This is a genomic window from Enterocloster clostridioformis, from assembly GCF_020297485.1.
GTDB classification, from domain to species: Bacteria; Bacillota; Clostridia; order Lachnospirales; family Lachnospiraceae; genus Enterocloster; species Enterocloster clostridioformis.
Genome location: NZ_JAIWZC010000001.1, coordinates 574891 through 599825, shown reverse-complemented (window position 1 = coordinate 599825; position 24935 = coordinate 574891). Strand labels below are relative to the sequence as shown.

Below are 24935 nucleotides of genomic sequence, written 5' to 3'. Positions count from 1 at the left end.
TCATATAAAACCGTCCCGGCAGCATACTCCGGCCGCCCCACCGCCCGGCGGGATGAGGCGTACCGGGATAACAGCAGGGTGCCGGACATGCCGGCACCCTGTTTGTCATGACTATCTGCCGCAGGTTATTTCAGGCCCTTATACAGCCCGCATTTTCTGCCAGTCCCTACTCCACAAAGGTAACCTTTGTATTGGTCAAATCAGTCAAATCCTTTGTTGGGTCATTATTATCCGCCGAGAACTGTACCAGCGTAATCTCTCCGTCAGCCATTTTCTTGTAAATGGCGTCGTACTGCTCCTGGGAAAACTTCTCAAACTTGGAGGTATCCATGGGAAGTCCCACGCCGTTGTTGGCAGCGGTAAACACGGATGTCCTGCCTCCCGGGAAGCTGCCGTCATAGAAATCCTTTACTCCGTCATACACGGAGTTGGAAAGAAGCTTCATGGCAGACGTGATGACTGTCTCGGATTCAGTACTCTGGTCCACGTCCACGCCAATTACCCTTGCATTCTTTTCCTGCGCGGCCGCCATCACGGAATTGCCCACAGCGCCGCCGCATCCGAAGATTACCTCTGTGCCGTTCTGATACCAGGAAGCCGCCATGGACTGTGCCTCCGGCGTGGCTGAAAATGCGCCTGTGTAATTATACATGATTTCCAGGCCCGTGACTGCATCCTCCTCAGCCGCAAACTCCGCGCCCTGGACAAAACCATATCCAAAGCGGATAACTGCCGGCACTGCCATGCCTCCCATAAATCCCAGCTTCGTATATCCGTCCTTTACAGCCGCATAGCCTGCCAGGAAGCCGGCCTGGTCCTCCTGGAACAGAATGGGCATCACATTATCATTTGTCTTATAATTGTAATCCGCATCATGGGGCTCCCCGTCCAGCAGAATGAAGTGCACATCCGGGTACTTGTCCTGAGCCATGTAGATGGGCTCCTCAAACAGGAAGCCGGGGCATACTACCAGTTTGGCGCCGCCCTCAATGGCCAGGCCGATGGTTTCCAAATAGGAATCTGTAGTGCCTTCCTGGGGCTGGTAATATTTATAGGAGATGCTGTTCTCCTCCGCATACTTCTTAAGGCCCTCCCATGCGCCCTGGTTAAAGGACTTATCGTCTATGGTCCCCAGATCGGTGACCAGGGCAAGCTCATAGCCTTCCGCGCCCCCCTTGGACGAGGCTGTCTTTGCAGCATCTCCTTCCTCTGCCTTGGACTCTTCCTTTGCTTCCGGTTTGCTCTCTGAAGCCGGAGCCTCTGTCTGTGCGGGGGCTGCCTTGGTATCTGTTCCTGATGAGCCTGAGCAGGCTGTCAGGGAACCAGCCATAACCGCCGCCAGGGCAAGTGCCAGTATCCGTTTTTTCATAAGCATGATTCCTCCTCTTCAAATATGGTTGCGTAACATCTAAGTACAACTCTAACTTATCATAAATTACAATTTATTACAACCTTTTCGTCATATTTTTGTCATATACGTCGGAAAGCCTGAAGGCTGCCTATAAATCAAACAGGGATAACTGATTGGATTTTGGAAGGTCCTTAAGCAGCCCCAGGTCCGACATTAGGGAACATAGGGTTCCGTTTACCTTGGAACGGTTGCTGAAATCCTCGATGGACAGGAAAGGTCCGTCCTTGACCGCATCCACCACAGTCTCGGCAGCCTTTTCACCCAGGCCGTCGATGCTGCTGAGGGAAGGCATCAGCTTGCCGTCTATGATTTGGAAATGCCGCGCCTTGGCCCGGTAGATGTCAATGGGGGTAAAGTCAAAGCCCCTTGCATACATTTCCTGGACAATACGCATATCCCTCAGGGTATCCTGTTCCTTCTTGGACAGGGTGTCCGCCCTTTTCTTGTAGTCCGCCAGATAGTATTCCAGCTTATCCCTTCCCTGGCACATGATTTCATAGGAAAACGCGCTGGCCCGGATACTGAAGAACGCGGCGTAATAAGCCAGGGGATAGAATATCTTACAGTAAGCAATACGCCATGCCATCATAACATAGGCAGCCGCATGGGCCTTTGGAAACATATACTTGATTTTCTTACAGGACCAGATATACCAGTCGGGAACGCCGTGGGCCTTCATCTCCTCCTCCCACTCCGGCTTTAATCCCTTTCCCTTTCGCACGCTCTCCATGATGGTGAAGGAAAGTCCCTGCTCCAATCCCTGGGCAATCAGGTAAACCATGATGTCGTCTCGTGTACAGATGGCTGTCTGAATGGTAGCCTTTCCCTCCTGAATCAGGGTCTGGGCATTGCCCAGCCACACATCCGTACCATGGGCCAGACCGGCGATACGCACCAGGTCGGAGAAATACTTGGGCTTGGTGTCAAGAAGCATCTGCATGGCAAAGTCCGTACCGAACTCCGGCACGCCCAGGGCCCCCAGGGGACAGCCGCCGATATCCTCCGGCATGATTCCCAGGGCAGAGGTGTCCTGGAACAGGCTCATGACCTCCCGGCTGTCCAGGGGGATATCCTTTACTGGGTCAATGCCGATCAGGTCCTGAAGCATACGTATCATGGTGGGATCATCGTGTCCCAGTATATCCAGCTTCAGCAGGTTGTGGTCAATGGAATGGTAGTCAAAATGGGTGGTGACCGTGGAGGTGGTCATATCGTTTGCAGGGTGCTGCACCGGGGTAAAGGAATAGATTTCCTCACCCAGGGGAAGCACGATAATGCCTCCGGGGTGCTGTCCCGTTGTCCTTCTCACGCCCACGCAGCCCTGCACGATGCGGTTAATCTCACAGTTGCGCTTCCTGGTTCCCCTCTCCTCGTAATATTTCTTCACATATCCAAAGGCCGTCTTGTCCGCCAGGGTGCCGATGGTTCCCGCGCGGAAGGTCTGGCCCTTTCCAAAGATAACCTCCGTATAATCATGGGCCTTACTCTGGTATTCACCGGAGAAGTTAAGGTCGATATCCGGCTCCTTGTCTCCCTTGAATCCCAGGAAAGTCTCAAAGGGGATGTCAAACCCGTCCTTTTCCAACGGCGTTCCGCACACAGGGCATTCCTTGTCCGGCATATCGCATCCGGCCATACCGGAGAACTGCTTCACTTCTTCGGAATCAAAATCATAGTAACGGCACTTGGGGCAATGGTAATGGGGGCTCAGCGGGTTTACCTCCGTGATACCTGACATGGTGGCCACAAAGGAGGAGCCTACGGAGCCACGGGAGCCCACCAGGTATCCGTCCTCATTGGACTTCCACACCAGCTTCTGGGCAATAATGTACATAACCGCGAATCCGTTGGTGATAATGGAATGAAGCTCCCGCTCCAGACGGTCCACTACGATTTTAGGCAGGTCCTCCCCGTACATCTCATGGGCCCTGTCATAACATATTTTGGTCAGCGTCTTATCGGAATCCTCGATGACAGGAGGACACTTGTCCGGCCGCACCGGGGCAATCTTATCACACATGTCGGCAATCTTCCTGGTGTTGGTGATCACCACCTCGTGAGCCTTATCCGGTCCCAGGTAGGAAAATTCCTCCAGCATCTCCTCTGTTGTCCTCAGATACAGGGGAGCCTGGTCGTCCGAGTCCTTAAATCCCTGGCCTGCCATGATGATTCTGCGGTATACCTCGTCCTGGGGGTCCAGGAAGTGGACGTCGCAGGTGGCGCAGACAAGCTTGTTAAACTGCATTCCCAGTTCCACTATCTTTTTATTAATATCAATCAAATCCTCCTGGGACTTAACCGTGTTCTTCTCGTCCCGAAGCATAAACGCGTTATTTCCCAGAGGCTGGATTTCCAGGTAATCGTAGAAATTCACAAGCCTGGCAATCTCCGTATCCGGCGCGCCGCGAAGCAGGGCCTGATACAATTCCCCGGCCTCGCAGGCTGAACCGATGATCAGTCCCTCCCGGTATTTCTCCAGCAGGCTTTTGGGAATTCTGGGCCTTCTGGCATAGTACTCCAGGTGGGACCAGCTCACCAGACGGTACATGTTCACACGGCCGATGTCGTTCTTGGCCAGAATGATAACATGGTGGGTGGGCAGCTTGCGTATGGTATCCGTGTCCATGGTGCTGAGGGCATTGAGCTGGTCTAAATCATTTACATCCCGGTCCCGCAGCATCTTCACAAAGGCCGCGAATATCTCCGCTGTGGCTCCCGCGTCGTCCACCGCCCTGTGATGGTTCTGGAGCGAAATATTCAGGGCCTTGGCAACGGTGTCCAGCTTAAAGCGGTTGAGATTGGGCAGAAGAAGCCTGGCTATGGCAACGGTGTCCAGCACCGTGGGGTCAAAGGGCAGCTCCAGCTTCTCCGCAAAATGGTCTATAAATCCCACATCGAAGCTGGCATTGTGGGCTACAAGGACCGCATCCCCCACAAACTCCAGAAATTGCGGCAGAATCACGTCGATTTTTGGGTAGGGAAGCACCATGGAATCGTTGATGCCTGTCAGCTTCTCTATGTCAAAGGGAATGGGCACGTCCGGATTCACAAAGGATGAGAATTTATCCGTAATCCTGCCGTCCACCACCTTCACCGCGCCGATTTCAATGATTTTATTCTTCTTTGGGCTGAAGCCTGTTGTCTCGATATCGAATACCACAAAGGTATCCTGAAAATCCTGGCCCCTGGAATTCTCTACCAGCTGTTTAGTATCGTCCACCAGGTATCCCTCCACCCCGTAGAGGATTTTAAAGGTATCCCCCTTGTCCAGGGCATGGTTGGCATCCGGGAAGGCCTGGACACAGCCATGGTCCGTCACAGCCACGGCAGGCATGCCCCACTGCTTGGCCCTCTTGATGATGCCTTTTACTTCGGATACGCCGTCCATATCGCTCATCTTGGTATGGCAGTGCAGCTCCACACGCTTTTCCAGGCTGGAATCCATGCGCTTGCTGGTAAAATCGTCCGCTTTCTTGATTCCCACAATGGATCCAAGGGTCAGCTCGCCGTCAAACTTGTCAATGGTGGTGACACCCTTCACCTTTATGAACATACCCGGATTGATGACGGATTTCACCTCGTCGAATATCTCCGGACGGATAAACATTTTTACCGTAATGGTATCCGTAAAATCAGACACATCAAAGGTAAGAATGAATTTGCCGCTTCGAAGCTCCCGGTTCTCACAGGTCAGCACCTTTCCCCTCAAGGTAACCTCGCCGATTTCTCCGTCAATCCTCTCAATCTCCATGGGCTCGTCCTCAAAGTCCCGTCCGTAGAGCACATCCGGGTTGTTGGAACGCTTGACCGAATATTTCTTGTCGTCGCCAAAGCCGCTGTCCTTATCCCTTCCCCAGCCCTTGCGTCCTTTGTTAAGCTGAGGCTTATCTCCCTTAAAGCCCTGCTTCTGGCCGCCGCCCTGGCCCGACTGGCCTGTTTGTCCTGACTGGGCCGTTTGTCCTGACTGGCCCGTTTGTCCTGACTGGGCCGCGCTGCCGGATGAACCGGGTGCGCCTGAAAGGACGCCGTTATCTCCCGGCGCTCCCCCGTCTCCCACGTCCCCGGAAGCTGCCTGGGCCATGAGAGCATCCCGCGGAGCGCCCTCCGGTCCCTGGCCGGCGTCCATATAGGAATCCTGGCCTGACTTGCCGCCTTTTCCTGCCAGCAGCTCCCGGCCTTCCAGTCCCTGGGCGGAGAAGGAGGCTCCCATTGCTTCCAGCTCTTCCTTGTGGTTCTGCCAGTATATGGCCTGGGCCTCCCGCTCCATCTTAAGCTCAATCTGTTTTCTGCGGTCGCTGCCCTGAGGCTCCACATAGGCAAAGCGCACTTCCACGGGCAGGCCGCACCGTTCTGCAAAGACCTTCTCTATGACGCGCTTTAACTCCCCTGTCCTGTCCCGGTTCACCATGGTGTCCTCTACGGTCAAAACCATGATATCCTCCTTCTCAAAGGTAATCCGGGCCTTGCGGAACATGGTGTACTCGATGATGCTGTAATTTTTGAGTTCCAGAAGAAGACTGTCCTTGTATACATCCAAAAGCTTTTTGGGCGTATACTGGTCTGACAGCCTGTATTTTTCCTGAATCTTGATGGCCACCTGCTTATCCGGGAACAGCTGGTCCCGGATTCCACGCTCCAGGTCGTATATATTCTGTTTATGTATCAGCCTTGCGCTCTTCAGATAAATGCGGATAGAGCTTCTATCCCTGGTGGTGGTCACCTTCTCCACCTGGACCAGGCCTAAAAGCTCCTTCAGAGATTCCGCTATATTGAGGGTTGGAAATACTTCCAAAAAAATCTTTGCCATATATCCGTCTTCCTTCTATGCTTCGCGATCCCGGCTCATGGCCAGCAGTTCTTCCCGCAGTACTGCCAGAAGCTCGGGCTCAGGCACCTTGCGGATGATTTCGCCTCTTCGTATCAGCAGGCCTTCGCCCACGCCGCCTGCGATGCCGATGTCCGCCTCCCTGGCCTCACCGGGTCCGTTGACAACACAGCCCATGACAGCCACCTTCACATCCAGAGCGTCAAACTCCGTCACCATGTTCTCCACCTGGTTTGCCAGGCCAATCAGGTCAATCCGCGTGCGCCCGCAGGTGGGACAGGACACCACCTCAATGCCGCCCTTTCTCAGTCCCAGTGTCCGCAGAATCAGCTTGGCGCTCTTTATCTCCTCCACCGGATCTCCGGTCAGCGACACACGGATGGTATCCCCGATGCTCTCATGCAGGATGATACCCAGTCCCACTGAGGACTTGATGCTGCCGGACATCAGAGTGCCGGACTCCGTGATTCCCACATGGAGAGGATAATGGGTCTGCATGGCAATCAGCTCATGGGCCTTTACGCACATGAGCACATCCGAGGATTTGATGCTGATAACCAGATTGTCATACCCCATATCCTCGATGAGCTTCACCTTATCCAGCGCGCTCTCCACAATGCCTTCCGCCGTGACGCCCCCATATTTTTCCAGCAGCGTTTTCTCCAGGGAACCGCTGTTGACACCCACGCGGATGGGCACCCCGTATGCTCTTGCCCGATCCACCACTGCCTGCACCTTGTGACGGTCACCGATGTTGCCGGGATTGATACGGATTTTGTCCGCCCCGTTCTCCATGGCGGCAATAGCCAGCCGGTAATCAAAGTGAATGTCTGCCACCAGCGGAATATGAATCTCCTTTTTGATGTCAGCCAGCGCTGAGGCAGCTTCCATGGTAGGCACCGCCACGCGGATAATGTCGCAGCCGGCCTGCTCCAGCCTGCGGATCTGAGCCACCGTGGCCCGCACATCCTCTGTCTTTGTATTGCACATGGACTGAATCAGGACAGGGTTTCCCCCGCCGATGACCCGGTCCCCAATCTGAATCACCTTTGTATCTTTCCTGGTCATATATACCCCTCTTTTCTGAAATGAGACAAAGCATTAAAATAATTTCCGCACATCGTTAAACAGGATAAGCACCATAAGGGCCAGAAGGACCATCATTCCCGCCATGTGGACCATGCCCTCCTTTTCTTTGTCTATTGGCTTTCCCCTTACTGCCTCGATGATGAGGAACACAAGACGTCCGCCGTCCAGAGCCGGAATGGGAAGCAGGTTCATAACGCCCAGGTTGGCGCTCAAGAGTATGGTAAAATTAATCAGCATGAGTACCACAGCCGACATGCCATAGGGCGCGGTTTCATCCACCGTGGTGTCAATGGCGTTCACGATCCCCACCGGACCGCTGATATCGTTGACAGACACCATACCGTGGAACATCATGTAAAAGGTGTCAAACACATAGTGAATCCAGTACTGTACCTCGTAGGCGCTGTGCACCAGAAGCTGCCCTATGTTCTCCGCCGTGTTGGGAACCGGGTTAAACTGGACCCCCATCATATACTGGTTGTTTTCCGTGGAAAAGACAGGCGCAAGCTCCGTGCTGAAACGTTCCGTCCCTCCCCCTTCCTCCGTCCTCTCCCAGGTGACCGTAAGAGATTTCTGCGGATGGGTGAACAGGTACCAGTTAATATCCCTGTAAGAATGGACCTTTCTGCCGTTAATGGATTTAATCACATCGCCTGCCTCCATTCCGGCAGCCTGGGCCGGATATCCGTCCACAACCCCTGCCAGGCGGGTGGTGTCATACCCCGTAATGCCGATGAGCACCATGGAAAGGCCGAAGGCCAGGATAAAATTAAACACAGGACCGGCTGCAACCACGGAAATCCTGGCCCATACGGACTTGTTGTTAAACGCGCTTTCATCTGTAATCCCCTCGTCTTCCCCCAGCATCATGCAGGAGCCGCCAAACGGCAGTATCTTAAAGGAATACCGGGTGCCGCCTTTTTCAAAGCTGAACAGCCTTGGCCCCATGCCAAGGGAAAATTCAATGACACCTATTCCATTTAACTTTGCAAACAAAAAATGGCCGAATTCGTGAATCATGATAATGATTCCCAGCATCAGCATCGCAATAATCAAGCTCATCCGGCTCTCACCTGTCCATCCGGCGCACCGCCGCTCATTTTTATGCGCAGCGCGCGCCTCCTTTCTGTCTTAATTCCATTTTGAATTTATATAGTCGTATGTTTCCTGTTCTGCCTCCAGAATCTGCGCCACATCCGGGGAGGGCTTCACACAGTGATGCTCCATGGCTCCCTCAATCATATCCACAATGGTAAGGTAGCTGATTTTTCTCTCAAGGAACATGGCAGCCGCCATCTCGTTGGCCGCGTTGAACACCGTCGGCAGGGTGCCTCCCCTGCGTCCCGCCTCATAGGCCAGCTTAAGGCCCCTGAATGTCTCCATATCCGGCACCTCAAAGGCAATCTGCCCAAGCTTAGCGAAATCCAGCCGTTCTCCCGGAAGGAAACGGCGCTCCGGATAATAGAGCGCATACTGGATGGGCAGCTTCATATCGGGTGTGCCTAACTGGGCTATGACGGCCCCATCCTCAAATTCAACCATGGAGTGGATGATGCTGGCCGGCTGTACCACCACCTGAACCTGGTCCATCTCCACCCCGAACAGCCAGTGGGCCTCCATGACCTCCAGCCCCTTGTTGACCATGGTGGAGGAGTCTATGGTGATTTTACGCCCCATGGACCAGTTGGGATGCTTTAACGCATCCTCCAGCCGGACCTGTTTCAGCTGCTCCCTGGTAAATCCCCGGAAGGGACCGCCTGAGGCCGTGAGCAGTATCTTGTGAAGGGGATTGCCGGCCGCGCCCTGCAGGCACTGGAAGATGGCAGAGTGCTCCGAATCCACCGGCAGCAGCTTCACGCCCTTTTCCCTGGCAAGAGGCATGATGATATGACCGGCAGTCACCAGGGTTTCCTTGTTGGCCAGGGCAATATCCTTGCCGGCTTCCATAGCTGCAATGGCAGGACGAATCCCAATCATCCCCACCACGGCCGTCACCACCAGATCCGCTTCCGGCGACGTGGCTGCCTCCATCAGTCCCTCCATACCGCTTGCCACCTTCACATCCAGGTCAGCCACAGCGGCCCGCAGTTCCTTTGCCTTTTCTTCATCCCAGAGACAGGCCAGCCTGGGCTTAAACTCACGGATTTGTTCCTCCATCAGCTTAACATTGCCGCCAGCGGCAAGGGCTGTCACCTGAATATCCTTATTGTATCTCACCACTTCCAATGTCTGGGTGCCGATGGAACCCGTGGAACCCAGAACTGCAATCTTCTTCATCATAACTTATATTCTCCCTATCCTGAAGAAATACTCAAAAAGCCCATCCTTATTTTAAAAATGTGAGGGCAAAATAAATGGCCGGAGCCGTGAATATCATACTGTCAAACCGGTCCAGGATGCCTCCATGACCCGGAATCAGATGACCGTAATCCTTTATGTTGTGATTTCTCTTAATAGCGGAAGCCGCCAAATCCCCAATCTGGGAAATAACCGCCGCAATGGCGCAGGCAATGGCGCAGGCCGCCTGGGGATTATCAAGCTCCGCCATTCTGCCTCCGAAAAAGGACGCATAGATAAAGCCCAGAAGGGCCGCGCCGGCCACGCCTCCCACAGCCCCCTCAATGGATTTCTTGGGGCTCAGGACAGGGGCCAGCTTATGCCTGCCCAAAAGCATGCCTGTACAGTAGGCAAAGGTATCGCAGCCCCAGGAGCTTAAAAATATAAGCCACACAAGGTATGCCCCGTCGTTCATGACCCTTGTCTGATACAGGAATGACAGCATGATGGGCACATAGCATACGCCAAAGAACGCGCCCGTCACCTCCTCTGTCTTATATTCAGGGAAGGTAAGCACATAAAGGGCCATCATCGCCATCAGGCAGGCAATAATCATAAGCGTCACATAGCGCTGTCCCTCAAACCACAAAAGTCCATAATAGGAGCAGGCCGTCACATAGCCCACAACAGCCAGGGAACGCCGCTGCATTCCCAGAGCCCTGTAAAGCTCAAATAAACCGATGATGGATATAAGGGCCGTAACGGCATATAGCAGGATACCTCCCTGCCCAACAATGACGATGGACAGAAGCACCAGTATGATACCGCTGATTAACCGGGTCGTAAACATGGCCTTCTCCTTTCCCTCTCCTTACTTTACAGCGCCGAACCGCCGCTCTCTCTTATTATACTGCACAATGGCTTTTTCTAATTCCTCCTGGCCGAAATCCGGCCAAAGACAATCCGTCACCACGATTTCGGTGTAGGCCAGCTGCCACAGCAGGTAATTGGACAGCCTCAGCTCTCCGCTTGTGCGGATTAAAAGGTCCGGGTCCGGCATTCCCGCCGTATCCAGATAGGATGCAAACAGAGCCTCGTCCACCTGGTCCGGGTCCGCCTTTCCAAGGGCGCAGTCCCTGGCCAGTCCGGCAGCCGCCCTGCGTATCTCGTCCCTGCCTCCGTAATTCACCGCTATGACAAAGGTCAGCCCTGTATTGTCCCGTGTCTCTGACTCCAGCCGGTTGATGCCCTCTATGATATCCCTGTCAAAGCGGCTTCTGTCGCCAATCATCTTTACACGTACATTATTGGCGGACGCGATCTTTAAAAGCCGCACCATATAGTAGCGGAACAGCTGCATCAGCGCCCCCACTTCCTCCGCGGAGCGTTTCCAATTCTCGGTGGAGAACCCATAGACAGTCAGATACCTGATTCCCATTCTGGCTGCAATCTCAACGGTTTTCTCCACGGTGACACAGCCTTCCTTGTGCCCCATGGTGCGGGGAAGCCCCCGCTTTTTGGCCCAGCGGCCATTTCCGTCCAGTATCAGGGCCACATGCTCCGGTATAATCATATCCTTATCTAATGCCATTCTTTCTCTGCCTTTCTTGTCTGAATGTATCTTACTCGTTTCCAAAATAAAGAAACAATAAGAGGCAGGAGTCCCTCCTGCCTCCCATATTCATTTATCACGGATTACACTGTCATGATTTCCTTGGTCTTTTCTTCCACTGCCTTGTCAACCTTCTCCACCATCTTATCCGTAAGCTTCTGCATCTTCTCTGTCATCTCGGTCAGATCATCCTCAGAAATATCCCCTGCCTTCTCCGCTTTCTTAAATGCCTCGTTTGCATCACGGCGGATATTGCGCAGGGCTACCTTCGCATTGTCGCCTTTTTTCTTAACATCCTTGGAAACTTCCCTTCTGCGCTCCTCCGTCATCTCCGGGAACACCAGACGGATACAGTTTCCGTCATTGGTAGGATTGATGCCCAGCTCAGATGTGAGGATGGCTTTCTCAATGGGCTTAAGCAGGCTCTTCTCCCATGGCTGAATCACAATCATGCGGGCTTCCGGAACAGAAACATTGCCAACCTGCTGGAGGGGCGTGGGCGTGCCGTAATAGTCCACCTTAATCTTGTCCAGCACATGGGGATTCGCACGTCCTGCGCGGATGGTGCCGTAATCAGACAGCAGTACATCCAGTGTCTTATTCATCTTGTCCTCATAAACTTTTAATTCTTCCATAAGTTCCTCCTGTTAATGCAGCCTTCCCTGCTGCTTAATAATGTTCGTTTTATTACGCAGTAACGATGGTTCCGTTAATCCGGCCCTGAATGGCGTCCGCAATCCCGTTCTTTTCATTGAGACTGAACACCGCCATGGGCATCTTATGCTCCATGCACATGATGGACGCTGTTAAATCCACCACAGCAAGCTGTTTGTCAATGACTTCCTGTATGGATATGGTGTCATACTTCTTTGCCTCCGGATTCAGCTTCGGATCGCTGTCATACACCCCGTCAATGGCCTTGGCCAGCAGGATGCAGTCGGCTTCCATCTCAATGGCCCTGAGGGCAATTCCCGTATCTGTGGAAAAATAGGGATGGCCTGTCCCGCCTGCAAAGAATACTACCATACCCCTCTCAAAATACTTATTGGCCCTGTCCTTTGAGAACAGCTTTGTCATGGAGCCGCACGCAAAGGGCGTAAGAATCTGTGTCATCATGCCTGCATTCCTGAAAATCTCAGAAACATAAATACAGTTCATAACAGTGGCCAGCATTCCAATCTGGTCTGCCTTGGTCCTGTCAATGGCCTCACTGGTACGGCCTCTCCAGAAATTACCCCCGCCAATGACGATTCCCACCTGTATACCTGCATCTACAGAGAGCTTTACCTGCCTGGCCACTTCCTTCACCGTGTCCTCGTCAAACCCGGTTTTCTTAGGGCCTGCAAGGGCCTCTCCGCTTAACTTTAAGAATACGCGTTTCATCTTCATAAAGATTTATCTCCTTGCTGCAATATCTGTGGCTATTATAGCATAGTTAGGTCAATTTGCAAAGAAAAAGAAATTATTTATCATTTTTTCCATTTCGTCTCACATTTCATAAATAAAAATTGAGATTTTCTGGCTTTTATATTATAATAAAGGAAATGCGAGTGCAGACGACAGCTGCCTGCATATGACAAAGGAGGAAACAATCATGGGTTTGTTTCAGCATAAGAAAGAAAAAGGGGCAACAGAGCTTCCGCCTACACCGCCCGTCTTTACCCCGGCTGAACCGGATGCTGCCAGCGAGGGCCGCGCAGCCTGCATGAACAGGCTGGAAACCTTACTGGGCGCTCCCTCGTCCAAGGGTGTGGTTCTAAAGCTCTATCTGGAGAATTTCAAGAGTCTGAATAAGACGTTCGGATATGATTACTGTGAGGAACTTCTGTCCCAGATAAAAAGCTATCTGAAGGAAGTAGCTGAGGGCAATATATACCGTTACATAGGCGTGGAATTCATTATCATATTGGAACAGCTCTCAGAAGGGCAGGCCTCCGACCTGGCTGATGAGATTCTGGAACGTTTCGGAAATGTATGGAAGATCCGCGGAGTGGACTGTCTGTGTTCCGCGCAGATAGGTCTCTGCTCCTATCCCGGTCATGCCGCCAACACCGATGAGCTGCTCAAGCGCCTGGACTTGGCCGTATCGGCTGCCTCTGACTGCGGCCCCAACCAGATGGCTGTATATGACAGCAGCATGCATACCCAGTTTGTCCGCCGCCAGGCTGTTGCCATGTACCTTAAGACAGCCCTGGAAAAGAATGAGCTGGAAGTCCGCTACCGTCCTACCTATAACCTGAAGGAAGGCCGTTTCACAAGGGCTGATTCCTACATGAGAATCTTCATTCAGGGCATCGGGCTGGTGGGCGCCGCTGAGTTTATGCCCATAGCAGAGGATTCCGGTCAAATCAGGGCCATTGGATATTACGCCCTGGACCATGCGGGAAAATGTATAAGCGAACTGATGAATACCGGAAGGGAATTTGACTCCATCTGTATCCCGGTTTCTCCGGTGCTTCTGGTTCAGGAGGATTTTCTGGTTCAGGTGACAAAGGTCCTTGAGGCCTACCAGATACCCAAGGGCAGGCTGGCCCTGGAGGTAGACGACAGTGCTCTGTCCAATGTATATCTGAATGTAAACATCACCATGCAGGAACTCTCCGACATGGGTGTGGAGCTGGTACTCAACAACTTTGGCTCCGGATGCGCTCCTGTCAGCAGTATCCTGGACCTTCCTATCAATACAGTGAAGCTGGAGCGCATGTTTGTATGGCAGCTGGAGACCAATCCCAAATCGGCTTCCATCGCAGGCGGACTGATTCAGATTGCCAGGGAACTGGGCATCCATATCATCGCGGAGGGTGTGGAGACAGAGAACCAGCTTAATGCCCTGAACAGCTATCAGTGCGAGTATCAGCAGGGTTTCTACTACGCTCCCACCATGAAGCAGGATGTGCTCATAAAGGTCATGGGAACTACCCTGGATGAGTCCAGAGTTACCATTGAGGAAGAGAAGCTTAAGATGAAGATGTAATACCAGAAAATGCCAGAAAACATATACCAGAAAACGCAGGTTCCGTTGAAGGATTCCCGCGTTTTCTGTATTATTTCCATATTCAATTCAAATATCCTGTTACGGCTTCCACTGGGCATAAATGGATTCATTGATTTTTATTTCTCCATCGGATAAACCAATCCCCACTGTCTGCGAAGCTCATCCATCCACCCCATCATCCGCAGCGTTTCCTCATGAGGCATTTCAGGGCACTCCAACGCTCCCTCTTCAATCGCCCGCAGGCAGGCCTCCACCTCATATTCATACCCGCTGATCTGTTTGGGGGTATCGTAGGAAGCAATCATGTTCCTGGAGCGGTCATAGATCCGGATGCCCTCACAGTTGTTGATGTTCTCCACCTCTATAAATCCATTGTCACCATAGATGATGCCCCGGCGGTCGCTGAGTCCCATTGCGCTGCTGCACAGAACCGCCATCCTGCCATCCTTATAGGTGATGGTGATGCTGTTCTGAGCGTCCACGCCGGTCTCTGTCATCACCGCGGTGCCGGTTATGGTGTCCACCTCATCCCCAAACACCATAGACGCAAAATTAAGCGGGTAGATTCCCACATCCAAAAGGGCTCCTCCTGCCAGCTCAGGACGCATAATACGCTCTTTTCCGCTGATGATATAGCCCAGGTTGGCCGTGAGCATATATGGCCTGCCTATGACGCCGCTTAGCAGCACGTCGTCCAGGGTTTTCCTCATGGGCATATACCGGGTCCAGATAGCCTCTGTCAAAAGCAGTTTCTTTTCCCTGGCCAGTTCAAGCACTTCCCTGGCCTGTGATTCATTGACCGTAAAGGACTTTTCGCACAGTACATGCTTTCCGTGGTTCAGGCATAATTTAATATGCTCATAATGGTGCGAATGAGGCGTGGCAATGTACACAAGCTCTACCCCGGCATCCTCCACCAGTTCCTCATAAGATCCACAGGCTTTCTCAAAACCATACTTCTGTGCAAATTCAGCTGCCCTTCCGTAGTCCCTGGCAGCCACCGCATAATTTTGTGCGCAGTCCATCTCTTTGATGGTACCCGCCATGACACCGGCAATTGACCCGGCTCCAATCATACCTACCTTCATATTAGTGCCCCTCCTTTATTTCTGTATTATTCCATTATTTTCCAATTCCTTATCTGCGTTTCCGGTAACCACATGGACATGTCTGTATGGAATGGAAATACCCGCGGCATCAAAATTTTTCTTAATGAGCCTGCGTATGTCGCTGCAGGCAGTGAAATTGTCATCAATGTTCCTGGTCCAGACCGTGGATTTAAGAATGATTCCGTCATCCCCCAGTTCCTTTACCGCCACATTGACCTTATTTCCCTCTGACGGGTCCGGGCGGATGTCCACCACCAGCGGATAGGAGGCAATGGTCTCCCGCATTACTTCGATTGCCTGTTCCAGGTTGCTTTCATAGCTGACCGAGACTTCCATGTAATTGCCTATATAATCATTGTTATAGTTGCTGTTTTCCACGATTGCCTTATTGATGACACTGTTGGGAATAATCATACGGCTGTTGTGATAGGTCCGGATTACGGTATGGCGCACCGTCATATCCTCCACGATTCCGGAGATACCCAAACTGCTTATATTCACTTTCTCCCCCAGATTAAAGGGGCGGGACCAGCTGAGCATGACGCCGCTTATGACGTCCGCCAGAACCTGCTGGGCCGCAAAACCCACGATGGCTACTAACAGAGATGAACTGGTTAGCAGGGTAGCGCTCAGCGCCTTTGTGGTATTGAAAAGGCCGCTGATGCAGATAAAGGCTATGATTGTCAGCACGACCTTGGACATGCTCCGGAGAAACTTAATGTGAATCTGTTCCTTCCGCTTCAGAATCATCCCGAATATCTTGTTGAGCGCGAACATTCCCCCGCTCCAGAATACAACAATCACCGCTATCTTAATCAATAAAATCTGCATTCAAATATATCCTTTCACACTTATGTCGTTCCTATTATGCCGTACTAATTATGCTGTACTTACTATGCTGTTCCTTCTGCATACCGCGCATGTTATGTACCACGTACCGCATTAGTAGTCTACCATACCGCCCCGTTTCTTGCAATCTCCATATTCTGAACGCCCCCTTGTCCGCATCTGTTTCTTTCTTATTTCACCTTTAAAACCTCTGTTTTTCATATATTCAAAACTCCCTGAGCACCAGCTCCGTGATGCCCTGATTGTCTCCCATCTCGATTCGTTTCACCGCCGGCTCCCTGCCGTAACCGTATTCTTCCCGAAGCATGCTCCGAATCCGCGTGCCTCCGTTATATCCGTGAATGACACGAATCCGGTAGATGCTTTTTTCCGCAGCATGTATCTGCATATCGATTGCCTTTTTTGCCTCCTCTGTCAGCACTTGCTTAATGAAAGCGGCCTGCTTCCGGTCCACCCTTGCATAGAGACTTCTGACACTCAGCGCTCCCAACAATTTATCCCTGTATTCCCTCAGAGAATCATCCTTCAGCAAATAAATCAGATAGGGCAGACGGTCCCAGGAATTCTCCTGCATGAGAAGGAGTATCAGGTATCTTCTGACATGGTATATGGAATACGGGCATTTTCCCGCAGTCTCATCGTTTCCCCTCCATTTTTCCTGTTCCCCGTAAAGCAGTCCGGCCCCTGGATGGATCTCATTTTTCCTGATACAAATATAAGCTGCCTTGGATATACAGGGTCTGGTATCAAGGAGATACTTCCAGTAGATTTCTTCTCCTTCTGCCCCCAAACAGAAAACGGTATATACTCTTTCTCACCTCGTAGTCCATGGCCAGAACAAAGGGCACTGACAGGGAACCTGCCTCCTGGTCCAGCCATTCCCCCATGATTTCCCCAATGTGTTCCACGGTCCGGTCGTCCTTTCTCCCGGAGCGTTTTACCTTATCCAGGGCCATCATGGCCATAAACAATTCATCCAGTGGACATATCTCCAGGCGGGTTAATACTGCCCGGGCAGCAGCCAAACGCACCTGTCCCACCCAGTCATTGAGGCGGAGCACAAGAAAGGTGAGTGCGTTCGGATAACCGGCTATCTCCTCCAGACAGACCTGGCGGTAATAGCCGTTGGGATGAAAGCTTCCCAGGGCCAATACCCAGAAGTAATCCCTATCCGACCGGAACCAGTCCTTTTTCTCCCTTATATCCAGTTCTTTCCAGTCAATGCTCCATTCCATGGAGGTATACTGCCGGAAATGTTCGCTGAGCCGTATCACCTGCTTCATGGTCATATGCTCCATAACCATCCCTATGGCCCTTCCCCCGCTTTGTACCAGCTTCCGGTCCTCTGTTGCCACTGCACAGTATACCTGGGAAAGACTGGACATATCCATTTTTTCCAGTCTGGATATGGCTTGGGACAGCTTCGCACGATATGTCCTTTTCAGCCGTTCCTTCTCGTATTTTTCCCAAAACATGGAAAACCTCCCTTTTGCCTGACAAAAACTTCTTTTTCCTGTATTGCCCCTGACTATAAAACCTCCATCTCCTGAGCCTTATCCAGCCATTCCATACAGGCCCTGTGCCATTCCTCCCAGGCCTGTTTCAGGCGAAGGCACTGGTTTTCATATTCATCCATCCGATCCCAGACTCCGCCATTCCAGTACGCTTCGGATCCCTGCCACATGGCCTTAAGTTCCCTCACCTGTCCGGTCAGATATTCCACCGCATTCCCGGCAGGCTCCAGACGTTCGGCCGCCAGACGCATGTTCCATTCCCGGTATGCCTCATCCTCCGGTATTTCTCTTAACCGGTGGCGTTCCGCCTTTGGCACCGCGCGCATACCCGCTATCAGCGCCTGCTCCTCTGCTTTTATCTGTGCTGCCATGGAACCGTTCTGGTTCTCCCTGGCCTTACGTTCCAGATAATGCTCATACCCAAAGGGATAATACACCACGGATTGATGTTCAAATATCATCACCGCATCTGCCACCTGCCGGATAAAATACCTGTCATGGGACACAAACAGAATCGTTCCCTTATAGGCACAAAACGCGGATTCCAGCGTTTCCTTTGCCCGGATATCCATATGGTTGGTGGGCTCGTCCAGAATCAGGAAATTGGGACGGCTCTGCAAAAGCTCCGCCAGCACCAGTCTTGCCTTCTCTCCGCCGGAAAGAGTGCTGACCTTCTTCTGCGCGTCCCTTCCGCCAAACAAATATGCGCCAAGGATGCTTCTGGCCTCCTTCTCCGTCAAAGCAGGAAATTGGGCCGTAAAATGCTCCAGAACAGTCTGCTCCGACTGGATGGCCCCGCTGTGCTGGTCGAAATAACCAATGGTGGTCTGATTTCCCAGAGAATAACTCCCTTCCAGAGGCGGCAGGAAACCGGCTATGGTCTTTAAAAACGTGGTCTTACCCGCTCCATTTGGTCCCAAAAGAGCAATCTTCTGTCCGCGCCGTATACGCATGGTAATTTCAAGCAGCGGTCTTTCATATCCGATTTTCAGGTGTTCTGAATTGAATACCCACTTGCTTCCAGGCAGCAGAGGATTAATCTCACCCGCAAAGATATGAGCATCATCCTCCTGAGGTTTTTCCACACGTTCCATGTGCTCCATTGTCTTTCTCTTTGCCCTGGCAAATGCAGCCTTATTTGGTTTGTGCTTAAAGCGTTCCACCAGACCTTCCAGGCGGGCCAGCTCCTCCTGCTGGCGCTCATATGCCTTTTTTTGAAGCTGAATCTGCTTCAGCTTTTCTTCCCGGTAATGGGTATAATTGCCCGGATACCGTCTCAATACTTTTCCGGACAGCTCGTAGACAACATCCGCAGCCTGGTCCAGGAAAAAGCGGTCATGGGAAACCATTACCACCGCGTTTTTGTAATGTTTCATATACTGTTCCAGCCACCCGGCTGTCTCCATATCCAGATGATTGGTGGGCTCGTCCAGGAGCAGTATATCCGGTTTTTCAAGGAGCAGGCGGATTAAGGCTATCTTGGTCTGTTCTCCGCCGGAAAACTGGCTTATCCGCTTTTTCTTATCCTCCTTTGGAAATCCGAAACCGGTAAAGAGTGTATCGTACTCACGCTCGTATTCAAAGCGTTCCCTCTCAAAGGTATCCCGACAGGGACATGCCTCCAGAAGTTCCTCCTCCACGGTCCTGCTCCCGTCCTTAAAAGCCTGCTGGGAAAGCATCCCTACTGAGAGCTGGCGCGAACGCCGTATTCCCGCCCCCTCGCGCCTGTCATCCCGGTCCAAGGACAGTTCCCCTGCTACAAGTTTTAACAGGGTTGTCTTGCCTGCTCCGTTCTTACCCACCACTGCTATCTTTTCATTTCCACGTATTTCAAAATCAATGTGGGAGAGAATCAGCTCGCCGCCCACTGATACGGTTCCGTTTGAAATTTGGTATAACATGACTGTGTCCTCTGTGATAAAATATTTTTTGTCTTTCCGGTGTTTTCTCTGGCTGTTATCTGTATTATATCATGCCGCGCCCGGTTGTAGTATAAAATACTTTGGATTGTAATTCCTCTCCAATTATCTTATACTATAAACAGTTTGTATCAACAGTCAAAAAGGAGGACACACATGGAACAGGTCAGACGCGGTTATGTGCCGGAGGATGAGGCATTTTTTTACAGGGAGGAAAGCCTGGGGAAGCTGTGCCAGGCACAAAAAGACCTCCTGTATCTGATTGAACGTGGATATCCCATGAAAAATGCCTCTGTATTTACAGGAAATCACTATCTGCTGTCCGAACGGCAGCGCCTTGCTCTGGTCCGGGCCACCTCCTCCCGCCAGGCAGCCGCCTTACGCAGAAACCGGGAAGTCATTGGCCCGGTTCCTGGAAAGGAGGTGCACATAGACGGCTTCAATATTATCATAACGCTGGAAATCGCCCTTTCAGGCTCCACGCTCCTTAAGTGTATGGATGGCACTATCCGGGATTTGGCCGGACTTCGGGGGACATACCGAATCATCGGCAAAACCCATGAGGCCATCCGCCTTCTGCTGTGCCGGCTGAAGGAACTGGAGACTGAAAGAGCTGTATTTTATCTGGACAGTCCCGTGTCAAATTCGGGGAAGCTGAGGGCCCTGATTTTGGACACAGCACGGGAGGAAGCCATTGATTGCCAGGTGCACCTGGTCCCCAACGCAGATGCGGTCCTCAAGGAAACGGAGCATGTCATCACCAGCGATGCCATTATCCTGGACCACTGCAAAAGCTGGCTGAATCCCCTTCCCGGCCTTCTGTCATCTTCCCTTCCGGGACTGCGCTTTGTGGATTTGACCATGCAGGGCCCAGAGACCGGGCCGAAGACGTCCTGAGTCAAAAAAGAGAGGTCAGGCAAGCCTTCCTCTCTTTGTCCGTCATATCAGCTGGTTATTTCTTTTTATCTCTGTCATTGAATGATTTAAGCACCATCTGTGCCGGATAGCAATACGCATAAATACAGCCTTTCATAAGCTCCTGCTCCTGCTGGTTCTTACATACGCTGAGAATCATCTCTTTCTCATCCGCCTGCAGGTATGCTTCCCCGCTGTTGCCCCCGATTTCCCGAATCTCCTTATAAATCCGATATTTCTTGTAGTAATCCAGGCCGCCGAAATACTTTGCCTTAACCGGCTCAGGTACAATGTTCAGTTTATACCGGTCGGACATCCTTGCCAGTATGTTATGTATCTTCTCACAGTTTTCCCTGGTGCTGTTCAAATCAGGCATGCAATACAAATAGTCCATATGGCCCCCCTTCTTCTGTAAACAAATTCTGATGATATTATGGCAGATTTTTCCTTTGTATGCAATGAGTTTTTTAATCCGCATTAAGACAGCATTGGCGTAATCAGATTCTCCTGCGGGTCAAACCGCAGCTCTTCTGGTTCCGACACAGCTGTCACTCCTTTGTATCTTCCCCTGACCACATCCTCATGGTATGCCTGTGAAAGCATGATCTCTCCCACATGCAGCGTATTCTTTATTCTTATTATCCGGCAATTGTCCCGGTCAATCTGGTTAGCCGTGCGGATACATGCCTGAATTGCCTCCTTGTCCGTGGCAACCACCGGCGGCATCATGCCGGAGCGTAGTACTGTGCTGGTAAAGCAGTTAGGATAAATGACTTCCGGATCCAGCTTTTCATAGAGCCTGGCGGTAATGATGTCCGCCAATCCCATTCCATTGGCATTGCCGTGGGAGCAGTCTGTCAGGTCCAGGAAACAGGTCCGTTTTACCTTTAGACCTCCCTTGCCAAACTCCGTTGACCAGGTCCCGGAAATATTGGGGTCCACTCCGGTACCGCTGAAGTTTTTCCCTATCTCATTGACTATCAGAACATCTGCTTCTCCCACCAGAATACCGGGCATGTTGGAAAACGCGGTTTTCAGAAGTTCCGGCTCTCTGTCCATGATCGCTTCCCTGGGAATGGCTTCTATTATGGATGTCTCATCGTATGCATTTTCCACACAGGGAATGGCAAACAGAATACTGGAACGTTCCAGCACCACCCTGGCATTGGCCGGCAGATTCCTGGCCATGTTTCCAAGACCGTCGCTGTGAACACTCTCCGCGCCCGTCTGTTTTCCCAGTCCCACCACCATCATCTTGCACACGCCGCTCTCATAGGGACCGCGGAAGGCATTGTGTGGTTTGATACGGCAGGAAATGATGATTCCGTCAGCTTCATAGGCATATTTATCCTGATACACGGGCTTTCCATATTGGGAATATCCCAGGAGTACGGTTTCCATGGAAGATTTAATGGGACATCCCATGGATTCCTCTGTTATATCATACCCTGCCAGAAGCTCCTTCTGTCCCTCTGCCAGGGTTCCTCCATGACTTCCCATGGCCGGTACAATGAAGGGGTGAGCTCCCTTTTCCTTGCAGAAATCCACAATTGCTCTGGTAATCACATTCACGTTTGCCACTCCCCGGCTTCCTGCCGTAACAGCAATGCTCATCCCCGGCTTAATTGTCTCTCCAATCCCCGGCTTTGACAGTTCCCTGTACACAACCGCCGGAATATCCTCAGGAGTAATCTTTGCGTCATCAAACGCCTGCTTTGCGTGAAACATTTTTGGAATACTAATGCCCTCTAACAGGCGTGAAACATTTCCTCCCTTTACAAACTTCATTTCTCCCACCTCTCTTCCTCTCCTTTTATTTTAGGGATGCGGAATCATGAAGTCAAATTACTCATATTAATTGTTACTCTTAATTTAACTTATAGTTTATATTTAATTCTTTGGCCCCACTGCGTTCTGTTCATCTCAACAATATTCTTAGTAATAGCCATACCAAGTCCCGTACCTTCTATGCCGGATATTGTTGCGCTTGATTCTCTTTCAAAAGGTTCAAAAATATGATTTACAAATTCCGGCGTCATGCCTATGCCGTTGTCCTTAATAATAAAGACATAATCACCATATCCGTGATGAAAGGCTGTTTTCTGCATAATCTGAAAGTAAGCGCTTAATTTAAGGGTGGCTTCCAATCCACTCTCCAGTATGCAATAATGGTTACAGTGCAAGTATTTTACTGTTCAAATTGGCTTGCAATCCCCCAAAGGAGGTAACCCATATGTATGTCGCAAAGAAAACCCCTGAAGAACAATACCAGTTGGTATTGGAGTGCCGCAGGAGCGGCCTGACGGACTGCGACTGGTGCAGGAAGAACGGAATCAACCCAAACACTTTTTATACCTGGATCAGCAGGCTTCGTAAGAAAGCGTGCTATGCAATTCCGGAACCTTCTATTTCATCTGTTCCGAATAGCCGTCCGGCTCAGTAGATTGTCAGAGTGGATATTCTGTCTGAGGATCCCCTCCGCAAGTCGGCCCCGCAGGAAAATACTTTCATTCCTGTCCAGGCGGCGCAAAATGCCGGCCCTTCCATTGAAATAGCGGCGAACGGAATCACTTTCCGGTTTTCCGGGCCGGTTGATGCTTCCCTGTACGAAAAAACCCTGCTTATGATCGGAGGTCGGCTATGATCGGTGATATCTCTATAAAAACAAACCTCTACGTCATCTGCGGCTTATCCGACATGCGCCGCTCCATTGATGGCTTATGCGCCATCGTGCAGGATATGTTCCATTCCCAGCCAGATACCATGTCCGCCTATCTGTTCTGTGGGAAGCGGTGTGACAGGATCAAAATCCTTATCAAAGAGCCAGACGGCATGTGCCTGCTGTATAAGCGTCTGGACGGAAACATAAAGGGGCGTTTCCGGTGGCCGCGCAGCCGGGACGAGGTGAAACCGATCACCTGGAAGCAGTTCGACTGGCTCATGTCAGGCCTGGAGATCGAACAGCCCAAGGCGCTGGAAATGGCTGTATAATACTTGCTGCGGGATGCCGAAAACCATTGGTTTTGCTGGATTTTTCCTGTATTTGGTGGTATAATTTAACTATCAGATTTCAGAGGAGAAAGCCAATGCCGCAGGACGCAAAAGACATCCAGTTCGCAGAACTTAAGGACATGATCGCCCAACTGAATACGACCATTGCAGCCCTGACTGGAACCATTCAGGAAAAGGATGCGGCCATTGCAAAACTCACGGAGGAATCATCTGTGGTGAATCCATCATACCACAGTTTCCGCCCCCTGTCATCATTTCGTTGCAGATCAGGCGGGATATTTTTTCGTCAGGCGTGTCGGCATATCCCGAACCTGTATATACCCTGACCTTGAAAAGCGTCCCGCCGATCCTGCGGTAAAAAAAGCCAGCCGCAGAAGGGCTGGACTTTGCCATATCATTATTCAATTTTACTGCCTCCATCATGCAATCCTTTCTTGCGTATCACGCGCATTTCCCTTATAATTGTTCGTGGAACCGTTAAGTCCCCTAACTTCCGTACTTAGTAACCGGATTTCTGTTTTATCCGTACCTCATAGCCTGCTCCTCCTTTCATGTAATTGATTTTTAATCAAAAAGAATTACTCCTTCACTAATAGGAGAAAAACGGCTATAAAAACGGAAGTGTTTTTGAAAAAACAGCTACAAAATTTTATTTTTTGCAAAGGACTGACCATAAATGCCAAAATACGCTGAACTCCCGGCATTCAGGGAACAGGATTTCATAACGGAAGCGGACGGGGATATGCTCCACCGTGAAGCCCGCGCTCTTGCTATCCGGCGTATTGAGGAAAGCGCAAGGACAGAGGAAGATTTTAAGGAAGTCATCAGGTGGTGGGACAGGCTGGACGCTAACAGGGAACGGAAAGAAAGAGACCATGAGACGGGGCGCTCCACCGTTCCTTTGGAATGGGGTGCAGATGAATTTTATGTTTCCGGCAAGCCTTCCTATGACATGGTTCTAAAAAGGCTCATGCTTGCAGGTGATTTCCTCGATATCATATTTGACCACCCCGAAACAATACATGAGCTTGTCACGGATGCGGATCTGTCGGAAATATTGAAGGAACTAAAGCCGCATCTCAAAAATATGCTCTATTACCTGTTTGTGCATGACTATTCCACAACAGAGTACGCGGAGAGTATCGGACAGTCTGACCGGAATATCAGGGGTATTCGGGAAACTGCGCTGAATAAAGATACGGAGACTTTACGGCGGCGTACTTACATACAGGAAAGAAAACAGTCTGCCTATGACGCTTGACGAAAAATATTTCTTGGAAAACCGAGTGCGAAAAAAGGGAAGATAAATGTATCCCGACTAAAAACCGCAAACAGCTTGACCGATAATGAGTAACTGTTTATAATGTAAGAAATATTACATCAGATGATGTGGCAGGATTGAGCGGAG

At 51.1% G+C, this 24935-nt stretch carries 22 protein-coding genes and 1 pseudogene; 5 read left to right on the top strand and 18 right to left on the bottom strand.

Translation table 11 applies throughout. The features are described from left to right. Positions 1-166 precede the first annotated feature (166 nt). The 9 genes from LA360_RS02680 to pyrH all read right to left on the bottom strand — a co-directional run bounded on the left by LA360_RS02680 (position 167) and on the right by pyrH (position 12603). Positions 167-1369 (bottom strand): BMP family lipoprotein, encoded by a 1203-nt coding sequence (locus LA360_RS02680; RefSeq protein ID WP_022200766.1) that lies wholly within the window; start codon positions 1367-1369, stop codon positions 167-169. Positions 1370-1499: 130 nt separating this feature from the next. Beyond that, positions 1500-6218 carry a PolC-type DNA polymerase III gene (locus tag LA360_RS02675; RefSeq protein WP_112483238.1) on the bottom strand — a complete coding sequence of 1573 codons (4719 nt, stop codon included), beginning with the start codon at positions 6216-6218 and terminating at the stop codon, positions 1500-1502. 15 nt (positions 6219-6233) lie between these two features. Next, the gene (gene ispG, locus LA360_RS02670) at positions 6234-7304 is read right to left on the bottom strand and encodes a flavodoxin-dependent (E)-4-hydroxy-3-methylbut-2-enyl-diphosphate synthase (RefSeq protein ID WP_022200764.1); all 1071 of its coding nucleotides are present in this window, start codon (positions 7302-7304) and stop codon (positions 6234-6236) included. Positions 7305-7337: 33 nt separating this feature from the next. Next, on the bottom strand, positions 7338-8387 hold the full coding sequence (rseP, locus tag LA360_RS02665; RefSeq protein ID WP_057572410.1) for an RIP metalloprotease RseP: 1050 nt from the start codon (positions 8385-8387) through the stop codon (positions 7338-7340). Positions 8388-8456: 69 nt separating this feature from the next. Further along, a complete protein-coding gene (gene dxr, locus LA360_RS02660) occupies positions 8457-9605 on the bottom strand; it encodes a 1-deoxy-D-xylulose-5-phosphate reductoisomerase (protein WP_081031218.1) in 1149 nt (382 codons plus the stop codon). 46 nt (positions 9606-9651) lie between these two features. Next, complete coding sequence (locus tag LA360_RS02655) at positions 9652-10452, bottom strand: phosphatidate cytidylyltransferase (RefSeq protein WP_057572409.1); 801 nt, start codon at positions 10450-10452, stop codon at positions 9652-9654. Positions 10453-10473: 21 nt separating this feature from the next. Further along, the gene (locus tag LA360_RS02650; protein ID WP_022200761.1) at positions 10474-11193 is read right to left on the bottom strand and encodes an isoprenyl transferase; all 720 of its coding nucleotides are present in this window, start codon (positions 11191-11193) and stop codon (positions 10474-10476) included. A 104-nt stretch (positions 11194-11297) separates the two neighbouring features. After that, on the bottom strand, positions 11298-11849 hold the full coding sequence (frr, locus tag LA360_RS02645; protein WP_002583367.1) for a ribosome recycling factor: 552 nt from the start codon (positions 11847-11849) through the stop codon (positions 11298-11300). Between the two features lie 52 nt (positions 11850-11901). After that, entirely contained in the window at positions 11902-12603 is a 702-nt protein-coding gene (gene pyrH / locus LA360_RS02640; RefSeq protein ID WP_002583368.1) for a UMP kinase, read from the bottom strand. 205 nt (positions 12604-12808) lie between these two features. Here pyrH and LA360_RS02635 point away from each other — a divergent pair, with 205 nt between their 5' ends. After that, positions 12809-14188, top strand: coding sequence for a bifunctional diguanylate cyclase/phosphodiesterase (locus LA360_RS02635; RefSeq protein ID WP_112483236.1), 1380 nt, complete (start codon positions 12809-12811; stop codon positions 14186-14188). 137 nt (positions 14189-14325) lie between these two features. Here the strand turns inward: LA360_RS02635 and LA360_RS02630 are convergent, their stop codons facing one another. From LA360_RS02630 to LA360_RS02610, 5 genes are all read right to left on the bottom strand, one after another. Next, entirely contained in the window at positions 14326-15297 is a 972-nt protein-coding gene (locus LA360_RS02630) for a Gfo/Idh/MocA family protein (protein ID WP_022200757.1), read from the bottom strand. 15 nt (positions 15298-15312) lie between these two features. Beyond that, positions 15313-16149, bottom strand: coding sequence for a mechanosensitive ion channel family protein (locus LA360_RS02625; RefSeq protein ID WP_022200756.1), 837 nt, complete (start codon positions 16147-16149; stop codon positions 15313-15315). Positions 16150-16372: 223 nt separating this feature from the next. Then, complete coding sequence (locus LA360_RS02620) at positions 16373-16957, bottom strand: hypothetical protein (protein ID WP_022200755.1); 585 nt, start codon at positions 16955-16957, stop codon at positions 16373-16375. Next, positions 16914-17642 (bottom strand): hypothetical protein, encoded by a 729-nt coding sequence (locus LA360_RS02615; protein WP_225537276.1) that lies wholly within the window; start codon positions 17640-17642, stop codon positions 16914-16916. Before LA360_RS02615 ends, LA360_RS02620 begins: the two co-directional genes overlap by 44 nt. A gap of 53 nt (positions 17643-17695) precedes the next feature. Beyond that, positions 17696-19582 carry an ABC-F family ATP-binding cassette domain-containing protein gene (locus LA360_RS02610; RefSeq protein ID WP_057572407.1) on the bottom strand — a complete coding sequence of 629 codons (1887 nt, stop codon included), beginning with the start codon at positions 19580-19582 and terminating at the stop codon, positions 17696-17698. Positions 19583-19756: 174 nt separating this feature from the next. Here LA360_RS02610 and LA360_RS02605 point away from each other — a divergent pair, with 174 nt between their 5' ends. Next, positions 19757-20497 (top strand): DUF434 domain-containing protein, encoded by a 741-nt coding sequence (locus tag LA360_RS02605; protein WP_022200752.1) that lies wholly within the window; start codon positions 19757-19759, stop codon positions 20495-20497. A 55-nt stretch (positions 20498-20552) separates the two neighbouring features. On the opposite strand, the gene LA360_RS02600 is transcribed toward LA360_RS02605, so the two are convergent. From LA360_RS02600 to LA360_RS02590, 3 genes and pseudogenes are all read right to left on the bottom strand, one after another. Beyond that, positions 20553-20909: a hypothetical protein gene (locus LA360_RS02600; protein ID WP_002583376.1), complete on the bottom strand. Its 357-nt coding sequence runs from the start codon at positions 20907-20909 to the stop codon at positions 20553-20555. An 83-nt stretch (positions 20910-20992) separates the two neighbouring features. Then, the gene (locus tag LA360_RS02595; RefSeq protein WP_022200751.1) at positions 20993-22303 is read right to left on the bottom strand and encodes a nickel pincer cofactor-dependent isomerase, group 22; all 1311 of its coding nucleotides are present in this window, start codon (positions 22301-22303) and stop codon (positions 20993-20995) included. 131 nt (positions 22304-22434) lie between these two features. Beyond that, positions 22435-22599, bottom strand: a pseudogene (locus LA360_RS02590) (sensor histidine kinase); the annotation flags it as partial. A 149-nt stretch (positions 22600-22748) separates the two neighbouring features. On the opposite strand from LA360_RS02590, the gene tnpA reads away from it, so the two are divergent. Beyond that, complete coding sequence (gene tnpA, locus LA360_RS02585; protein ID WP_057572405.1) at positions 22749-22958, top strand: IS66 family insertion sequence element accessory protein TnpA; 210 nt, start codon at positions 22749-22751, stop codon at positions 22956-22958. Positions 22959-23155: 197 nt separating this feature from the next. Further along, a complete protein-coding gene (gene tnpB / locus LA360_RS02580; protein WP_057572403.1) occupies positions 23156-23506 on the top strand; it encodes an IS66 family insertion sequence element accessory protein TnpB in 351 nt (116 codons plus the stop codon). A gap of 216 nt (positions 23507-23722) precedes the next feature. On the opposite strand, the gene LA360_RS02575 is transcribed toward tnpB, so the two are convergent. After that, positions 23723-23950, bottom strand: coding sequence for a hypothetical protein (locus tag LA360_RS02575; protein ID WP_225537274.1), 228 nt, complete (start codon positions 23948-23950; stop codon positions 23723-23725). Positions 23951-24203: 253 nt separating this feature from the next. Between LA360_RS02575 and LA360_RS02570 the strand changes: the two genes are divergently transcribed. Then, positions 24204-24788, top strand: a complete 585-nt coding sequence (locus LA360_RS02570) for a sigma-70 family RNA polymerase sigma factor (RefSeq protein WP_225537272.1) — start codon at positions 24204-24206, stop codon at positions 24786-24788. The last annotated feature ends 147 nt before the right edge of the window (positions 24789-24935 follow it).